This is a genomic window from Novosphingobium sp. SG919 (assembly GCF_012932495.1).
GTDB lineage: Bacteria > Pseudomonadota > Alphaproteobacteria > Sphingomonadales > Sphingomonadaceae > Novosphingobium > Novosphingobium rhizosphaerae.
The window spans coordinates 332,578-350,706 of record NZ_JABCNG010000005.1 but is presented as its reverse complement, the minus strand read 5'-3'; the positions used below and the strand labels follow the sequence as shown (position 1 = coordinate 350,706).

Below are 18,129 nucleotides of genomic sequence, written 5' to 3'. Positions count from 1 at the left end.
CGCTCCCTGCAATCCGTCTGTTTTCAAACACCATGCAAGACCAAAATTGGAACCAATTTGTCCTTGCATGGTCGCCTGAACGATAGCATTTCGGTCTTATCCATTCACAGGGGCGAGCGGCGCGAACGAGTGATCGCCTGAAGACCTTCGAAATCCCCCATTCCAGTCATCGGCCGCGAAGGACGGCATCGTCCTAGGCTCCGTCATTCCGTTCACGGCAAGGCACCGTCTGACAAGCAGCTTTCCACCGCCTCTCGAGAGTAGTGTCTGCACAAGTATTGCCAGCTCCGGTCGGAGCAATAGCAACGCTGTTTCGCCTTTGATGAAACTCAGGCTCGGGTGGAAGAAAGCCCGCACCTTCGGGTAATCAACTCTCCAATTTTCTCCGCAGTCGTCAGCAACGCCGCATCGGCCAAATGGGCATAGCGGGCCGTCATCTGTATCCGGCTATGGCCGAGCAGCCGTGACGTTAGAAACAGAGTCTCCCCCGACATGACGGCATGGCTGGCAAAGCTGTGTCGCAGGTCATGGATACGCAGGGTCGGCGGCAGGCCCACTTGCTTGCGGATCTGCAGCCACACTTTGCGGACCGCTTCATAGCCCTGCCTATCGGCGAGCGCGAAGACCAAGGAAGGGGGTGTGCGGGCGCTTTTTGACAGGCTGGCGCGGCGTGCCTTGAAGAAGTGGCGGACGGCACGACCGAGGGGAACGTCGCGAGGGCCTGTCTTGCTGTCCCTGAGGCGGAGGCGGTCCGGCAGGACGTCCCGCCATTCGAGATTGATCGCTTCGCTGACACGGCAGCCGGTCAGCGTCAGGAAATGGAGCAAGGCCGAGGCTTGACAGCCTTCGGTCATGCGCGCTGCGAGGAGCGTGCCCAATCGGCCCATTTGGTCTTCGCTCAGGAAGGTCCCGACGACATTGCGGCGGTTCATTCTGATTCCCGTCACCGGATTGCGCCAGCCATCAGGCATATAGCCCCATGCCTTGGCGCGTCCGAGGATATGGCCGAGAATGCCGAGCGCGCGATTGGCCGCGCCAGGGCTGGTGGCGGTGTACCCCTCGAACCAGCGCACGATATCTTGCCGCGTGATGGCATCGAGTCGCTTGCCCGCAAAGGCGGGAAGCAACTGGCGGCGGACATAGCCGCGATAGGTGTGCAGCCCTCGCGGCTTGTAGAAGGCCCCGCAACGGGTTTCATGTTCCGCCTGGAATATCTCGAACAAGGGAGACGCAGACGGGGCGGGGGGCGGTGCGACATCCGCAGCGATCAGGGCTGCAGCGATCTGGCGTGCAGCCTTTACGGGGGTCTCGGGGAAGGTGCCCAAAGAATGGCGCACGGCCCTTCCGTTCTTGCGCGTGCGCATGATCCAGCTTCGCGCGCCGCAGGGCTGCACACGCAAGGAAAGCCCCGGTTGGCGAGTGTCGCGCAGGGCATATTCGCGGGTTTCAACCCTGGCTTGCGCGCAAATGGTGTCCGTCAGTGGGAGGCACAGGTTAGCCATGATGCGCGTCCTTTGTCGGAGCGCCTGGCTTGCGCTGCTTGCTCTTTCGCGGGGATCGATGGCCGTTTGCCGTTGCCGCAGCTTGACCGCGTAAGGCGCGGTCGATGAGGCCTGACACACGCGTCGCCGATTGCATCAGTGCATCGCTGGCAAGGTGAGCATAGCCAAGAGTACTATCCAGATCGTGATGGCCGAGCAGTTGGCCCACAAGCCGCAGGTCTATGCCATTCGACACCGCGACCGACGCGAAATGATGCCGCAGATCGTGGACGCGCAGCCGCCCCAGATCGGCCTCCTCCCGGATGATGGACCACGCCCGGTCAATGACCTTGATCGGGCCATCGCAGACCGGCGACGGGAACACAAAGGCACTCGTTGCTTTCGCTTTGCGGGCATCGAGGATGGCCCGTGCGGGCGTGTTGAGCCAGATCGTGCGCGGTCCCGTTTTGGAATTATCCAACACCGCGCGCGGGCCCGCAATGCTGTCCCACGCCAGGCCCAATATCTCACTTCGCCGCGCCCCGGTCAGGAGCAGCAGGCGCACGGCATCGCAGGCGTCGGGCATCCGCTCTTGCAATCGGTCGAGCACGGCCCACAGACGCTTAACGACCGCTGCGGGCAGCAACTGGCCCCGATGCCCACGCTGCTTCTTGCGCAAGCCCCGGCAGGGGTTGGAGCCGGGGTCACGCAAGCCATGATCTTCTGCATAGAGCATCAGGCCCGACAAGGTGGATAGCGACATGCGGGCAGCGGTGGACTTGGCAGCGACATCGAGATGCCAACGGGTGACTTCTTCTGCGGTGATGTCCCGAACCTTCCGCTGCCCCAGCAGAGGGAGGATATGCACCGCCGCGACGGCCCGCATATTGCGCAGCGTTCCGGGCTTCCAACGGCCATTCTCCCCCGAGGCAAGATAGCGCAGCATCACGTCGGCCAGCCGCGCCTCGGCTCCGAACAACGGCGCGGAAGGAACTGGAGACGAAGGCCCGGGGGAGGGCGCGGAAGCAGCGGCAACCATCCGGCGGGCGACTTCCAGCGGGATCAACGTGGCATCGCCCAGTGTTTGCCGCTTGGTCCCGGCAAGCAGCATCCATGAGCGCGCGCCGGAAGCGCGAAGGCGCAGGGCGAGACCCGAAACAACGGCATCTCGCAACAGCCGCTCGTTCCTCGCGGGGAGGTCAGTGGTGGCAACATCGATGGCGGCAAGGTCGATCAGTTCAGCACGGCGCATGGCCCTTTGCTCCACAAAAGCGCGGCCCGTTTCGGGGGCCGTTGAGAGCGCGTCCAGGGTCACACCCAGGACACGCGGGTTTTTATGAGCAGAGCGGTGGCGGACGGCTCGACCGCCCCTTCCGGGGGGGCATCGCCGATCCTTTGGGGCGTCTAATGTTCCCTTCAAGATCAGCGGGTTGTCCGCCTTTGCGAGCGTTTATCTGGCGCATTCGCAAGCTCATGCGGGAGGCCAGACGCACGCCCCGAAGGGCGAAGTTGTAATGCACCCCACGCACGGGTGCTGCGGGCGCGAATCGCCCGGATTTCCGCCGCTTTCCGCCGGCACAGGGCGGCAGTCGGTCGGGCACTGATCGGCTGCCGCTGGCAGCCACCCCCCGCGGCATTGCCCGCTAAGTGTTTGATCGGCCTTGGCACTATGCGGCTGCCACCGGCAGTTCTGATAAATTGTTGAGATCGCGGCGTAATTCGACTATAAGGACGACGCTTCACCACGTTGCTGGCGTGCCGGACAAGGAGTCCGCCGCTTGGCACGCATCACAATCCGCATAGACGACGACCTCTATGCGCGCCTTACCGTACAGGCGCGCAATGCCGGTCTCGGCGCCGCGACCTACTGTCGCGACATCCTCGAGCGCTTCGAAGGCACCGATCCGTCGGGCTATCATGCCCGCTTCGACGAGCTCCACGCGACCGCCATCCAGGCCTTCGCGATTCTCGCGACGTCGGTAGGTGAGCGTTCGCCCGACATCCTTCAGAAGGGGTTGGGCGAAGCCCGCCGCCTCCTCCGTGAAAGGGGGCTGCTCGATCCCGAGCAGGACCGGCCATGAGCATCTTCCGCCACGACACGCTGGGCTCGTGGACGAGGGGCGGCCAGGCCATCGTTCATAACGTCCGCATGACCACTCAGGTCTTCTACCAGACCTTCCTTGCAGCGCTTGTGATTTGGATCGGTGGCACCGTCTGGTACGCCCTCGAAAAGTCCTCCGAGTACGAACGCTTCGTGATGCTCAAGGTCACGCAGGCCTATTTCATGGGCGACACGCTTCCCGGCAATGCGACCCCGATCCTGTTCAAGACGCCAGCCGGCAAGCAATACTGGACCACACCCAAAGGGCTCGTCAGTTCGGGCGTTGCGCACAAGACGCTCGCCGCCTTCGAGACCTACCTTCTCCACGGTGCGCTGCTCGCCGGCCTGTTCGCCCTCGGCATGCTCGGGTGGGCCTGGTTCTATTTTACCCGCACGGGGAGGGGGCTCGGTTCCAACCAGTTTCTGCGCGGCGCGCGCTTCGGGACGGTGCGGCAGGTCCGCCGCGCGCTGTGGCGCTACGCCAAGGGCAGCTTCGATATCGGCGGGGTGAATGTCCCCGACGCGTTCGAGCCGGAGCACATTCTCATCTGCGGGGCCCCCGGTACCGGCAAGACCAACATTATCGTCAAGATGCTCGACGGCATCCGGAAGCGGAAGCGCCGCGCGATCGTCTACGACACTGCCGGAACCTTCGTGGAGAAGTTCTACCGACCGGGGATCGATGTGCTGCTCAATCCCCTCGACGCCCGGGCAGACTGCTGGTCGCCTTGGGTCGATGTGCCCCGCGATTATCACTACGATCAGATCGCCGAGTCGACGATCCCCGACAAGGCTGGTGACCCCTTCTGGGCGAAGGCTGCGCGAGGCACGTTGGTCGCCGTGATGCGGAAGCTGGCGCGGCAGGAGCGCACCCTCGTTTCGATCCTGCTCGACACGCTGCTCCGCTCCAAACTGAAGGACCTCGCCGCCTTTGCCGCGGGCACCGATGCGGCGGCCTTCATCTCGACCGAGGGTGAGCGCACCAGCGCCGGCATCCAGGCGGAGCTCGCCTCGGTGATGCGTAGCTTCTCCTATCTCGACGACACCGCTGATGGCTTCTCAATCCGCGACTGGGTCGCCAACGAGAAGGATGACAGCTGGCTCTTCATCACCGTCAAGGCGGACCAACTGCCCTCGTTGCGCCCCCTGATCACGGTGTGGCTCGATATCGCGATCAGCGCGATCATGAGCATGACGCCCGATCGCAACCGGCGCCTCTATTGCGTAATCGACGAGCTTCCCACACTCCAGCGTCTGCCCTCGCTTGGCGACTTCCTTGCCCGCGCACGGAAATATGGTGGCTGCGGCATCCTCGGTTTCCAGAGCTACCCGCAGCTTGAGGCCACCTACGGCATCCAGGATGCCGCCGCGATTACCGGCTACTGCTCAACCTGGGTGGCGCTGCGCGCCAACGATACTCCCACCGCAAAGCATGTCAGCGAGAACCTTGGCCAGGTCGAACAGGTCGAGGCCAATGAGGGCATGTCCTATGGCGTGAACGACATGCGCGACGGTGTGAACCTCTCGCGCATGCAGGTGACCCGCCCGTTGGTCATGCACACCGAGGTCACCAATCTGCCCAACCTCATGGGCTATCTCAGGTTCGGGCGCAGCCTGCCGGTGGTCCGATTCGAGGACAGCTACAACAAAGTGGCATCCGTCGCCGAGGCTTTCGAGGAGCGCCAAACCGCTCCGGTGCGGATGGCTGTGCCGGAACCCGCAGTGTCCCCCGCGCCGGCTTCGTCGCCACCACCGGCCGCGCCGAAGGCGCCTTCCGCGAAGCGGCGTCGCGCGACCCAACCTGATCCCGGTGCTGAGCTACCGCTTGTTGCGCCCGAAGAAGCGATGGATCCGGAAATCCCACCAGCGAAAAACGAGCCCGCTCCGGCGCCACCGCACGCTGCTGAGAAAGGGGAAGCGACCGACCCTCCGCCTCCACTCGAGCTGTTCGGCAAGCCGGTCGGCTTCCGCCTCAGCCAACACGGCCGCCATGACGGCGCCCGCAATGCAGCGAGGCCGGCATGATCAACCCGATCCGGCTCAAGGGCAAACCCGCCAACATCGCACGCTATTATACGGTCGGCGATTATTACACCAAAGGCACCGAGGAGCAGTCTCAATGGGGCGGGAAGATCGCCGCCGAGCTCGGCCTGGAGGGCGAGGTTGATCCCGGCACCTTCAAGGAATTGCTCGCCGGTAAGGTCGGCCACCAGCAGCTTGGCCGTCGGCGCAAGGACGGCCAGATTCAGCATCATCCCGGATGGGATTTCGCCGTCAACGCGCCGAAATCGGTGTCGATCATGGCTCTGGTGGCGAACGACGACCGGATCGTCGACGCCCACGAAAAGGCCGTCACGGCGGCGCTCTCCTATCTGGAAGAACATGCGCTCATGCGCCATCGCGTGGATGGCGAAGTCACCGAGCGGACGACTGGGCGTCTGATCTGGGCGCGCTTCACCGAGCATGCCTCCCGCGAACTCGATCCGCACCTTCACACCCATGTCGTCGTCATGAATATCACCGATGAGCGGGATGGCGCGAGGAAGGTCAGCCTCGACACCCGGGCCATGTTCGCCGAGCAGATGACGGCTGGGCAGGTCTATCGGAATGAGCTTGCCCACCTCCTGCGAGAACGGGGCTACGACGTCGAGTTCGATCCGCGCCGGGGCCTGTTCGAGATCCGGGGCGTGCCCAAGGGCCTGATCGCCGATATGTCCCAGAGGGCCGAGCAGATCGATGCCCATGCGAAAGAGCATGGTCTGGACGGGCAGGCGGGGCGTCAGAAATCCTTCTACGCCACCCGCGGACCTAAGCAGAAAGTGTCGCTCGAAGGGCTACACGAGCGGTGGGAAGGGTGCCTGGGACAACATGCCGAAGCGGTGCGGCAGATCCGCGCCGACGCCGAGAAGGTCGGTGAGCGCCAGGTGGACGTGGAGGCTCCGACTGCAGCCCGGGCAATGCTGTTCGGTATACGGCAATCGGAAGGCAAGGAGGCGGTCAACAATCTCGGTCGGCTGCTGCAGACAGCGCTTGCCTCTCATGTCGGCGAGGTTCGCCTGTCGGATGTGCGTCCCGTTGTTGAGGAGCACCAGGCCCGCGAGAAACTGCTCGCCACGCACGAGCGGACGGGCGACGAGGTTCACACGCGGGGACGAACAACCCGCAAGACCGCTCGCCTTGAAATCGCGCTATCGGATCAGCTGGCGCTTGCGCTGAACGATGCCGGGCCGTTGGCGTCTGTCGAGGCGTTGCGCGACGCCGGGATCGCCCGCGATCTCAAACCCGAACAGCGGACAGCGCTCCTCCATCTTGGTACATCCGACCACCGGATTGTCGCGGTGCATGGCGTTGCTGGCTCGGGCAAGTCGACGATCATCGGCGCATTGCGTGAGGCGGTGGGGGATGGGGCGACGCTCATCGCCCTTGCTCCCACTTCCTCAGCCGCCAGCGAACTGGGACAAAAGGCCAATATCGAGTCGCGTACGGTGGCGAGCCTGCTCGCCACCGGGGGGGCGAAGCTCGACGACAGCCATGTCCTGGTTATCGACGAGGCAGGCCAACTCGGCAACCGGCAAGCGATGCGGCTACTCGAGATCAGCCGTGCCACCGGAGCGCGTCTGATCCTGCTCGGCGACACCCGGCAGACGGGCGCGATCGAGCAGGGCAAACCCTTCTGGTTGATGATGCGGCTCGGCATGCCAAAGGCCGAACTCAAGGATCCTGTCCGCCAGGAGAACGATGGGATCATGCAGGCGGTCCGGCTCGCCCGCCTCCAGAACTACGTCGGATCGCTCAAGGCGCTGGAGTCAGTCACAAGCGGCGCGAACAGCGAGGACCTTGCCAAGGCGCTGGTCGCCGACTGGACGAGGTTGAGCCCCGAGCAGCGCGCGAAGACCAACATCCTTGTCCTCGAGAACGCGACCCGTCTGATCGTCAACACCAGGATTCGCGAAGCGCTGAAGACGGAGGGCGGGCTGGCTGCCGAGGAAGCTCGGCTATCGATCCTGTCGCCGTCGGGCATGACGGACCAGGAGAAGCATTTCGCGCGCTTCTACTCCCGAGGCCAGGTTGTCGTGTTCTCCCGGGACAACGTTGGTCTCGGCGTCGCCCGGGATGCCGAATACAAGGTGATCGGGATCGGGCGAGACGCGCGCGGTCGCCAGACGGTCAATCTGCTCGACGAGCATGGCAGGACCATCCAGTGGGATCCTCGGCTTGGCCGCGCCTCTCAGATCAACGTGTTCAAGGAGGAGCAGCGGGAACTCGCCGCTGGGGACCGTATTCAGTGGCGCTTGGTCAGCAAGGAGCTTGGCCTGAGGAACGCCGAACGCGGCACGGTCGAACGGCTCGACGGGCCGGTCGCAACGATCCGATGGGATCGCGGTGGGCGAAGCCAGGAGATCGACCTCTCTCAGCACAAAACCTGGGACCACGGCTACGGCGAAACTGTCTACTCCGCCCAATCCAAAACGTACGATCGCGTCTATGTCCTGGCGCCCGTCAACTCGCCACTCGTGACGGGCCAAAATTATTACACCGCGATCACGCGGGCTCGCTTTGGGGCGCGGCTCTGGACGGAGGATCGGGAGCGACTGGTTGATCGGCTCAGGACCCGATCCGGCGAGAAGACGTCTTCGCTTCAGGGATTGGGGCGGATCGACCGGGACAGCGTCAAGGGGCGAACAGCCCAACATGGAGAGCGTTGGGACCGGCTGCGCGAGGAGCAACGCGCTCAGCGGGAGGCGCGAAAAGATCGGTTGCGGGCCGAACGGGCGGAGCGGTCAGCACCTCCCAGAGACAGCTTTGCGGCCTATTTTGCCGATCGGGCGCAGGCTGCCGCAAGATCGCTGGATCAGTGGCTTTCCAGCCTCCTTGAACGCGCCCGAGGCGGCGTCGATCGAGTGGGAGACGGCCGAGACGGTCATCAAGCACAGGCTCAATCGACGCTCCGGCCAGAACGAGCCCCCTCACTGGGGGACGAGCATGGAGGCGGTCATGATCGCTGACCGCGTGCCCTTCGCGTTGCTGGCTCTGTTGGGAATCATCGCCCTGTCCTTCCAACCGGCCAGCGCGGCGGTAAGATCGCCGCCCGAGCATGAGGCTCGTCTTGCTGCATGTATTCGCGATGCCGCCGGCGGCCGCGCTTGGCTGGAAAAGACGCTGTGGGGTCTGCGCGATCAGGAGGGTGGCTGGATCGGTGCCGAGGTGCCTAATGACAATGGCAGTCATGACCTTGGGCCCCTGCAGGTCAACAGCTCTTGGGTGCCGAAGCTTGCCACACTGGTGGCAAAGCGGCCGGCCGACGTCCGCGCATGGCTGATCGGGGACCCCTGCTTCAATGTGCAGGCAGCACGCTGGATTTTCCTGTCCGGCCTGCACGCGACCGGAGATTATTGGAAAGCGATCGGCGTCTACCACAGTCCGACAGCTTCCCGGCAGCGGCGCTATGCTGAGAGTTTCATCGGGCACCTAAGGCGCCGTTACGGCCCCTTATGGATCACTCAGCGTGTCAGCGAGCCGCATTTAGACGGGCGGCGCTGAAGCGATGAGGCGCAAGCGAAAAACGAGCGCGCCGGATGGGGTGCCGGCGGCTGATCGCGCCAATCCGCCCGACAACTCCGCAGATGAGGTCGCTCCTCACAGGCAGGGTGGCGATATGGCGTCAGCTGAGCCGAGATCTGTCATCCAACCTGAACGGGGTTACGTCTCGGCCAACCAAACGGCAGAGACCCATCCGATTGCCGCGCCCGCGGTCGAAAGCGCTATCGCTCTGATTGCGGAGCGGCAGAAGGCCGGACCAAATGCGGCGACGCCGCCGGAAGCGAGCACCTTTGTTGCAAGCAGATCCCAATTTTCCGGTGATCTGGTTGAGGAGGCCAAGCGGTATTTCTCATCAAGGCAAGGCGAGCCGGTGAGCGATGATCTGGCTAGGAACTACCTTGGCAGCTTGGTTGATTTCGTGATGTTGTTCAGAAAATAAGCCTCATCAAAATAATAAATATCATCAACAGAGGTACGGCTGCTCATACCCCAAGTGGGATATGTTTCGAACTTTAGTAACCCAAAGTGAGATCCATTTCGAACTGCAATAACCCCAGGCGGGACGCATATCGAACTTTTGCGTAACACTTCCGAAATGGGGAGGGGGTGGTTAGAGTTGAGGTGTTAGGAGTAAGAATATGGCTCAACCCAGAAATAAGTCCGCTGCTCGCAGCCGAGGGACGCCGGCTTCCGTGACGTACCAGGCACGGGCCGTCATGTACGCTCGCGTATCGACGGCGGAGCAAGAGAAGGAAGGATTCTCGATCCCCGCCCAGCAGAAACTCATGCGGGAATATGCGTCGCAAAATGGAATCGGAATCGCAGCCGATTTTGTTGACGTAGAAACAGCCAAGCGGTCTGGCCGACCGGGCTTCGAGGAAATGCTCCGCTACATGAAGAAGCATGCAAGCGTGAGAACGATCCTCGTTGAGAAGACTGATAGGCTATACCGTAATCTCAAGGATTGGGTGACGGTTGATGGGTTGGACCTGGAGGTTCACTTCGTAAAAGAGAACGTGGTGTTGTCGCGAGATTCCCGGTCCTCCGAGAAATTCATGCACGGCATCAAGGTTCTGATGGCGAAGAACTATATCGACAATCTGTCAGAGGAAACCCGAAAGGGTATGCTCGAGAAGGCTGAGCAGGGGATCTGGCCTTCATTCGCGCCGCTTGGCTACACGAATATTGTGGGCGCTCACGGTAAGCGGGTTATCGCCATCGATCCGGAGACCGGTCCTCTCATCACGCGTCTGTTCGAGTGGTTCGAAAGCGGGGAATATTCCCTCAAGGAGCTCACCCGAAAGGCTCGGGACGCTGGGCTGCGCTACCGCAGGACAGGCAAGCCGATCGGGTCGAGTTCCGTCCACAGGATATTGCGGAGTCGGATTTACACAGGATCCTTCGAATGGCTTGGCAAATTGTATGAGGGTTCACACACGCCGCTGACAACCTTCGCGACCTGGATGAACGTGCAGGAAATCCTCGACGGAAGGAGCATTTCCAACGTTCACGGGAACCGCCACGAGTTTGCTTACACCGGTTTGATGACCTGCGGCCATTGCGGGTGTGCAATGACGGCGGAAATTAAAAAGGGCAGGTACATCTACTATCACTGCTCGAAGTTCAAAGGGCGGTGCCCGGAGCCCTACGTTCGAGAAGAGGCGCTGGACGTCATGTTTGCCGCTCAACTCAGGAAGCTGCGACTGGACGATGACGTTTTTCGGATGATTGGCCAGGCGATTCGCGAAAGCCGGGCAAACGAGATTCGGGAACGCGACGAACGGGTGGCAAAGATCCGAGCGGAAGCCGATCGCCTTCAACACCGGCTCGACACCCTCTACCTCGACAAAATCGAGGGGCGGGTGACAAGCGAGTTTCACGATCGCGTCGCGGCAACATGGAGAGAAGAGCGAGACAGGTGTGTCCGCGACCTCGAGAGCCTCTCTTTCGCGGAAGATGACGTGATCGATGACGGTGTCGCGCTCGTCGACTTCGCCCGGACGGCTCATCACCGATTTGAGACGCTGCCTCTTTCCAGCAAGCGCAGAGCCCTGAATCTCGTGCTATCGAACTGCTCATTTGCAGATGGAGAGCTCACCACAATCTTCCGTAAGTCATTCGACTTACTGGAGAAAATCAGCTCTCCCGGTGGAAGCGGTATGCCCCCTGAAGGGGGGTCTCCACCCGGAAATGAAAAAATGGCTCCCTGAGTAGGATTCGAACCTACGGCCGCTCGATTAACAGTCGAGAGCTCTACCGCTGAGCTATCAGGGAACAGGCCCGGCGTGACCCGGGGTATGTGGCCTTCTGTGCAAGGACAGAAGGAAATGGCTCCCTGAGTAGGATTCGAACCTACGGCCGCTCGATTAACAGTCGAGAGCTCTACCGCTGAGCTATCAGGGAACAGGCCCGGTTGCCCAGGCCAGGTGCGCGCTAATAGCACTCATTTCGGCCATGGCAAGCCGGCGCGGGGCAAATTTTTCCACAGCGCGGAGTGCCAACCTGCCGCCGCGGCAGGGCGTGCGGAGATTTGGCCTGGGGTGGAGCGAGAATGGCTGTCTTCGAGAACCGGACCGCAGCGTACTTTCATGTACCCGAGGAGCGGAAGCGCAGAAGGCGGCCGTTGGCAGCCCGCCCCAGGCCAAATCTTCGCACGCCCTCAGCTCATGAATTGTTCGGCGAATATCCGCTCGTCCAGGCTGCGGCCGCGGTCGAACAGCAAGGTCAGCTGGTGATCGCGCCAGGCGCGCACGCGCACTTCGCTCACTTCGCGCACTTCCTTCTGGTCGGCCACGACCAGCACCGGGCGCTTGACCGATTCGAGCACGCGGAACACCATTTCGGCCGTGTCGGGCAGGATCGCGCCGCGCCAGCGCCGCGGGCGGAACGGGCTGATCGGGGTAAGCGCCAGGATATTGGCGCCGAGCGGCAGGATCGGGCCATTGGCCGAAAGGTTGTAGGCGGTCGATCCTGCGGGCGTTGCCACCAGCACGCCATCGCACGAAAGCTCGGGGATGCGCACCTTGCCGTTGACGGTCACTTCCAGCTTGGCGGTCTGGCGGGTTTCGCGCAGCAGCGAAACTTCGTTGATGGCATAGCAGCTTTGCGTTTCGCCATCGCTGGTCACCGCGTCCATGCGCAGCGGGCTGATCGCCACGGGGCGGGCGCGGGCCACGCGCTCTTCCAGCGCGCGGCTGCTTTTCTGGCGGTTCATCAGGAAACCCACGGTGCCCAGGTTCAGGCCATAGGCCGGGACCACGCGATCGGCATCGAGCATCTGGTGCAGGACTTGCAGCATATAGCCATCGCCGCCCAGCACGACCACGGCTTCCGCCTCGTCGAACGGCACCCAGGCGTGGGCCTTGGCCAGCGCGGCGGCGGCCTCTTGCGCGCGGTCGGTGGGCGAAGCAAGCAGGGCGAGCCGTTCGTAGCTGGCGCCGCTTGGCGATCCGATCGTTGCCGTCATCATGCATCCCCTGCCGCAAGGACCTGCGGCGAACTGGGGGCGTGATATGGGGCGACCCATTATGGCGCAATGCGAAAATGTCTGAGGTATGTCGCAGGGCAGACAACGCCCGATGCGCTCTGCTAGGGCGGGGCGACAATGACCACGCCCGGCCGCCCCGATCAGCCCATTGTGCCCGACGGGCGCGTTCCGACCGACCCTGCGCGTGAGGCAAATGGCGGGCGCGACGGGCTGACCGGCCTGCCCGATGCCGGTGCGGCGCGCGCCTGGCTCGATCAGGCGGGCCGGGGCGGGTTCGTCCAGGCCATGCTGATCGGCCTCAATCGCTTTCAGGCGGTGAACCTGGCCTTTGGCCATCGCGGCGGGGATCGCGTGCTGGCCGAAGTGGCGCGGCGCATTGCCCATTTCGCCGCGCAGGACATGGCGATCTGCAACAGCGCGCGGGGCGGCATCCTGGTGGCGCGGGTTTCCGGCGGGGAGTTCCTGGTTGCCAGTGCCCGGCCGGTAAGCCGCGAGCGCTGGCAATTGCTGGCCCAAGGCCTGGCGCGCAGCGTGGCGCGGCCGCTTTCGCTCGGCGGCGAGGTGGTGCGCCTCTTGCCGCGCATTGCCCTGCTGCGCGGCCAATCGGGCGAGGGCGGCGGCGCGCTGCTCGACCGGCTGGACCAGGCGCTGGTGCAATTGCTGCGCGGCGGGGCGCGGCGGCTGTTGTGGGCCGATGGCGGCCATCCGGCACGCGGGCGCAGCGCAGCGCGGCTTGAAGCAGACCTGATCGGCGCGCTGCACCGCGGCGAGATCGCCGTGCTCTATCAGCCGCAGTTCCGCGTGGTCGATGGCGCGCTCGCCGGGGCCGAAGCGCTGGCGCGGTGGGAGCATCCGGGCATGGGCCGGATCGGCGCGGAAACCCTGTTTGCGGTGGCCGAACGGGCCGACCAGATGGCGCCGCTATCGCAAGCGATCGCCAGCACGGCTCTTGCCGGCGCGCGCGATTGGCCAGCGGGCATGCGCCTGTCGCTCAACATCACGGCCGAGGATTTTGCCTTGCCCGATTTTGCCGGCGGGTTGCTGGCGCGGGCCGAGGCTGCGGGCTTTGCCCCCGACCGGCTGACCGTGGAAATCACCGAGCAGACCCTGATTGCCGATTTCGAGGCATGCGCGGACGCATTGCGCACCCTGGCCGCGCGCGGGGTGGCCGTGGCGCTCGACGATTTCGGTACCGGCTTTTCCAACTTCCGCACGTTGAAAGCCTTGCCGCTCGACACGCTCAAGCTCGATCGCTCGCTGGTGCGCGACGTGGCGCGCGATGGGCGCGACCGCGCGATCCTGGCGGCCATCGTGGCCATGGCCCGCGCCCTCTCACTCTCGGTGGTGGCGGAGGGGGTTGAAAACGAAGCGCAACTCGCCGTGCTGGCGGAAGAAGGCGTGGACTTGTTCCAGGGCTTCCTGCGTGCCGGGCCGATGGATGGTGCCGCCATGGCGCGGATGGCGGCCGGGAGCCCGGCCTGACCGCTCCGGCGATCAGGCGGCTTTCTTGCCGGCGCGCCGCGCGATGGTGGACAGGCCCTTGGTCAGCTGCACCAGCCCGTTGAGGCGCCCTTGCGGATCGCCCCAGGCGCGCTGGATCACCAGCTTGTTGTCGGGGCGCAGCTTGGCAGTGCCTTTCAGCCGCTCGACATAGGCGACCAGGCCCATGGGATCGGGGAAATCGTCGTTGTGGAACGACACGAGCACGCCCTTGGGCCCCACGTCGATCTTGGCAATGCGGGCCTCGATCGCCTGGCGCTTGACCTCGATCAGCTGCAAGAGGTTCTGCGTGGGTTGCGGCAGCGGGCCGAAGCGGTCGATCATCTCGGCCGCCAGCGCTTCCACCGCATCGGCGCCTTCGGCATCGTTCATGCGGCGATAGAGCGCCATGCGCACGGCCAGATCGGGCACATAGTCTTCGGGGATCATGATCGGCGCATCGAGCGTGATCTGTGGAGACAATGCGTCGCGCTCGCGCGCCATGCCGATCTCGCCGGCCTTGGCCGCCATGATCGCGTCTTCCAGCATGGACTGGTAAAGCTCGAAGCCCACTTCCTTGATATGGCCCGATTGTTCGTCGCCCAGCAGATTGCCCGCGCCGCGCAGATCCAGGTCATGGCTGGCCAGCTGGAACCCGGCGCCCAGCGAATCGAGATCGCCCAGCACCTTGAGGCGCTTTTCCGCCACTTCCGAAAGGGCCTGGTTTTCCGGATAGGTGAGATAGGCATAGGCGCGCAGCTTGCCCCGGCCGACGCGGCCACGCAGCTGGTAAAGCTGGGCCAGGCCAAAGCGATCGGCGCGGTGGAGCACGATGGTGTTGGCACTGGGAATGTCGATCCCGCTTTCCACGATCGTGGTGGACAGCAGCACTTCATAGCGCTTTTCATAGAAGGCGCTCATGCGGTCTTCCACTTCGGTCGGGCTCATCTGCCCATGCGCCGTCACGAAGCGGATTTCCGGCACGTTGAGGCGCAGCCAGTCTTCCACTTCGGCCATGTCGGCAATGCGCGGCACGACGATGAAGCTCTGCCCGCCGCGCTGGTGCTCGCGCATCAAGGCCTCGCGCATGGTGACATCGTCCCACGGCATCACATAAGTGCGCACGGCGAGGCGATCGACCGGCGGGGTCTGGATCGTGGACAGTTCGCGCAGGCCCGACATGGCCATCTGCAAGGTGCGCGGGATCGGCGTGGCGGTGAGCGTGAGGACGTGGACGTCGGTCTTGAGCTCCTTGAGCTTTTCCTTGTGCGTCACGCCAAAGCGCTGCTCCTCGTCGACGATGACCAGGCCCAGCCGCTTGAATTCCACCGATTTGGAAAGCAGCGCGTGGGTGCCCACGACAATGTCCACCGTGCCATCGGCGAGGCCAGCCCGCGTCTGCGTGGCTTCCTTGGCCGGCACCAGGCGCGACAGGCGCCCGATCTGGAGGGGGAAGCCCGAGAACCGCTCCACGAAATTGCTGTAGTGCTGGCGCGCGAGCAGGGTGGTGGGGGCAATCACCGCCACCTGGTGCCCGGCCATCGCCGAAACGAACGCCGCGCGCAGGGCCACTTCGGTCTTGCCGAAACCGACGTCGCCACAGACCAGCCGGTCCATCGGCTTGCCTTCGGCCATGTCGCCCAGCACGTCGTCGATGGCGCGTTCCTGGTCCTCGGTCTCGTCCCAGGGGAAGCGATCGACAAAGGGGCCATAGCTCGCCGGATCGACCGCAAGGACATCGGCCTGGCGCAGCGCGCGCAACGCGGCGGTGGCCATCAGCTGCCCGGCCATTTCCAGGATGCGCTCGCGCATGCGCGCCTTGCGCCGCTGCCAGCCTTCGCCGCCCAGCTTGTCGAGCGCGACGTTTTCGCTCTCGGCGCCATAGCGCGAAAGCACGTCGAGGTTTTCGACCGGAATGTAGAGCTTGTCGCCCCCGGCATACGTCAGTTGCACGCAATCGTGCGGGCTTTGGCCCACGGTGATCGCTTCGAGGCCCTCGTAACGGCCGATGCCATGGTCCATGTGGACCACCAGATCGCCAGGGGTGAGCGCAGACAGCTCGGCCAGGAACGCGTCGGCGTCCTTGCGCTTCTTCTTGCGGCGCACCAGGCGGTCACCCAGGATGTCCTGCTCGGTCAGCAGTTCCAGGGTGTCGTTGGCAAAGCCCTGTTCCAGCGGCAGGACCACGGCGACCGGGCGGCCGCTGGCAGCCAGGCCCAGCGCTTCCTGCCAGGTATCGGCCAGGGCCGGTGCCTGCTTGCCCGCCTCGGCCAGCAGCGAGGCGAGGCGCGAACGCGAGCCGGTGGTATAGGCCGCGACGATCGGCTTGAGACCGCGCGTGCCCAGCGCCGCCAGATGCTTGGCCGCGGCTTCATAGATATTGACGCCTTGCGCGCGGTCGGGCGTGAAATCGCGCGAGCTGGAAAAGCCGAAGTCGATGACACTGGCGCTTTCCGGCTCGGCAAAGATCGAGGCGCGATGCACTGGCCACCCGGCCAAGGCGCGATCGAGCTCTTCGCGCGTGAGATAAAGCGCGTCGGGCTTGAGCGGGCGATAGGTGCCCGATTGGCGGGCCGAGGCTTCGGTGCGCGCGGCATAGTAATCGGCGATGTCATCGAGCCGGCTCTCGGCGGCCTTGGCGGCGGCGCTGTCGAGCACCACCAGGTCGCCCTCGGCCAAGTGATCGAACAGCGTGACCATCCGCTCTTCGAACAGCGGCAGCCAGTGTTCCATGCCGGCCAGGCGCCGGCCTTCGCTGACCGCCTGATAAAGCGCGTCGCCGGTGGCGTTGGCCCCGAAGATCTCGCGATAGCGGCTGCGGAAGCGCTTGATCGAGGTTTCGTCGAGCAGCGCCTCGCTGGCGGGCAGCAGCAGGTGGGTTTCCACCGGCTGGACCGAACGTTGCGTGGCCGGATCGAACAGGCGCAGCGTTTCCAGCTCGTCGCCGAAGAAATCGAGCCGCAGCCCGTGATCGAGCCCGGTGGGAAAGATATCGAAGACCGAGCCGCGCACGGCATATTCGCCTGCGTCCACCACGGTGTCGGTGCGCGAATAGCCCTGGCGCTGGAGCAGCGCGATCAGGCTTTCGCGGCCGATTTCCACGCCGGGGGTGAGCAGCCGGGTGGATTCGCGGATGCGAAACGGGGTGAGCGTGCGTTGCAGCACGGCGTTGATCGTGGTGACCAGCAGTTGCGGCCGCCCGTCGCGCTTGTGCTGCAGCTTTTGCAGGGCCGCCAGCCGCCGCGCGCTGATCGACAGGGCGGGAGAGGCGCGGTCGAACGGCAGGCAGTCCCACGCGGGGAAATCGATCACGTCCAGTTCGGGCGCAAAGAACGCCGCGCTTTCCACCAGGGCACGCAGGGCGGTGTCATCGGGCGTGATGAACACGCAGCGGCCCTGCGTCTTCGCCGCCGCAGCGGCACGGGCGAGGTCCGCCATGACCAGCGGCTGCGCGCCGCGCGCCACGCTGGCAAGCGTCAGCGGGCTGCGGGCGGAAAGAATGCGGGAAAGGTCGGGCATGGCTGGGTTCTTTTGGCGGACGTTGCGTGCGCGCCCTTCGACAGGCTCAGGGCGAACGGAGATTGTTTTGTTGTTCCTGGACGGACTCAAGCGGTGGTGCCGGGGGCTTCGACAAGCTCAGCCCGAACGGGGAAACACGAAACATTGCAACAATGTTCCGTCCGCCCTGAGCCTGTCGAAGGGCGGCAGGCGCCACGTCAGCGTGGAATCTCCACGTAGTCCAGTTGGCGCATGCGGTCCATCAGCGGGCCGGCATATTCCTCCGGCACCGACAGCGTGCCCAGGGCCCAGCCCAGGATGTCGACGTCTTCCTCGTCCAACAGGGTTTCGAACCAGACGGCTTCGGCTTCACCCCATTCACCGTGGAAACGGTCGAAATAGCAGCCGATCATGTAGTCGGCCTCACGCGTGCCGCGATGCCAGGCGCGGAATTTCATGCGCCGCAGGCGTGCTTCGTCCAGTTTGCCAAAGTCCGGGCCGGATTCAGGAGTCGCAGTCGTTTCGGTCATAAGGGCTGCGGG

12 protein-coding genes and 2 tRNA genes are annotated in these 18,129 nt (G+C 64.2%); 7 read left to right on the top strand and 7 right to left on the bottom strand.

Going from position 1 to position 18,129, the window contains the following annotated elements; translation table 11 throughout:
- Nucleotides 1-329: 329 nt before the first annotated feature.
- Both FHT19_RS19430 and FHT19_RS19425 read right to left on the bottom strand, forming a co-directional pair.
- On the bottom strand, nt 330-1,502 hold the full coding sequence (locus FHT19_RS19430; protein ID WP_169476415.1) for a site-specific integrase: 1,173 nt from the start codon (nt 1,500-1,502) through the stop codon (nt 330-332).
- Entirely contained in the window at nt 1,495-2,733 is a 1,239-nt protein-coding gene (locus FHT19_RS19425; protein ID WP_169476414.1) for a site-specific integrase, read from the bottom strand. Before FHT19_RS19425 ends, FHT19_RS19430 begins: the two co-directional genes overlap by 8 nt.
- 526 nt (nt 2,734-3,259) lie before the next feature.
- On the opposite strand from FHT19_RS19425, the gene FHT19_RS19420 reads away from it, so the two are divergent.
- The 6 genes from FHT19_RS19420 (at nt 3,260) to FHT19_RS19395 (ending at nt 11,333) form a co-directional block, all read left to right on the top strand.
- Entirely contained in the window at nt 3,260-3,562 is a 303-nt protein-coding gene (locus FHT19_RS19420; protein ID WP_169476413.1) for a hypothetical protein, read from the top strand.
- The gene (locus FHT19_RS19415) at nt 3,559-5,607 is read left to right on the top strand and encodes a type IV secretion system DNA-binding domain-containing protein (RefSeq protein WP_169476412.1); all 2,049 of its coding nucleotides are present in this window, start codon (nt 3,559-3,561) and stop codon (nt 5,605-5,607) included. The genes FHT19_RS19420 and FHT19_RS19415 overlap by 4 nt, the downstream gene beginning before the upstream one ends.
- Nucleotides 5,604-8,588: a MobF family relaxase gene (mobF, locus tag FHT19_RS19410; protein ID WP_169476411.1), complete on the top strand. Its 2,985-nt coding sequence runs from the start codon at nt 5,604-5,606 to the stop codon at nt 8,586-8,588. The genes FHT19_RS19415 and mobF overlap by 4 nt, the downstream gene beginning before the upstream one ends.
- On the top strand, nt 8,578-9,123 hold the full coding sequence (locus tag FHT19_RS19405; protein ID WP_248290563.1) for a lytic transglycosylase domain-containing protein: 546 nt from the start codon (nt 8,578-8,580) through the stop codon (nt 9,121-9,123). The genes mobF and FHT19_RS19405 overlap by 11 nt, the downstream gene beginning before the upstream one ends.
- 4 nt (nt 9,124-9,127) lie before the next feature.
- Nucleotides 9,128-9,562, top strand: a complete 435-nt coding sequence (locus tag FHT19_RS19400; protein WP_168557589.1) for a hypothetical protein — start codon at nt 9,128-9,130, stop codon at nt 9,560-9,562.
- A 277-nt stretch (nt 9,563-9,839) separates the two neighbouring features.
- Complete coding sequence (locus tag FHT19_RS19395; RefSeq protein ID WP_169476409.1) at nt 9,840-11,333, top strand: recombinase family protein; 1,494 nt, start codon at nt 9,840-9,842, stop codon at nt 11,331-11,333.
- Here the strand turns inward: FHT19_RS19395 and FHT19_RS19390 are convergent.
- From FHT19_RS19390 to FHT19_RS19380, 3 genes are all read right to left on the bottom strand, one after another.
- Nucleotides 11,323-11,397: transfer RNA gene (locus tag FHT19_RS19390), tRNA-Asn, on the bottom strand. The genes FHT19_RS19395 and FHT19_RS19390 overlap by 11 nt on opposite strands.
- Before the next feature lie 54 nt (nt 11,398-11,451).
- A tRNA-Asn gene (locus tag FHT19_RS19385) sits at nt 11,452-11,526 on the bottom strand.
- 256 nt (nt 11,527-11,782) lie between these two features.
- Nucleotides 11,783-12,592, bottom strand: a complete 810-nt coding sequence (locus FHT19_RS19380; RefSeq protein WP_246866300.1) for an NAD kinase — start codon at nt 12,590-12,592, stop codon at nt 11,783-11,785.
- A gap of 135 nt (nt 12,593-12,727) precedes the next feature.
- Between FHT19_RS19380 and FHT19_RS19375 the strand changes: the two genes are divergently transcribed.
- Nucleotides 12,728-14,092, top strand: coding sequence for a bifunctional diguanylate cyclase/phosphodiesterase (locus FHT19_RS19375; protein WP_169476408.1), 1,365 nt, complete (start codon nt 12,728-12,730; stop codon nt 14,090-14,092).
- Between the two features lie 12 nt (nt 14,093-14,104).
- On the opposite strand, the gene mfd is transcribed toward FHT19_RS19375, so the two are convergent.
- Together mfd and FHT19_RS19365 are read right to left on the bottom strand one after the other, a co-directional pair.
- Entirely contained in the window at nt 14,105-17,608 is a 3,504-nt protein-coding gene (gene mfd, locus FHT19_RS19370; RefSeq protein WP_169476407.1) for a transcription-repair coupling factor, read from the bottom strand.
- Nucleotides 17,609-17,805: 197 nt separating this feature from the next.
- Nucleotides 17,806-18,117: a succinate dehydrogenase assembly factor 2 gene (locus FHT19_RS19365; protein ID WP_168557593.1), complete on the bottom strand. Its 312-nt coding sequence runs from the start codon at nt 18,115-18,117 to the stop codon at nt 17,806-17,808.
- Nucleotides 18,118-18,129: the final 12 nt, after the last annotated feature.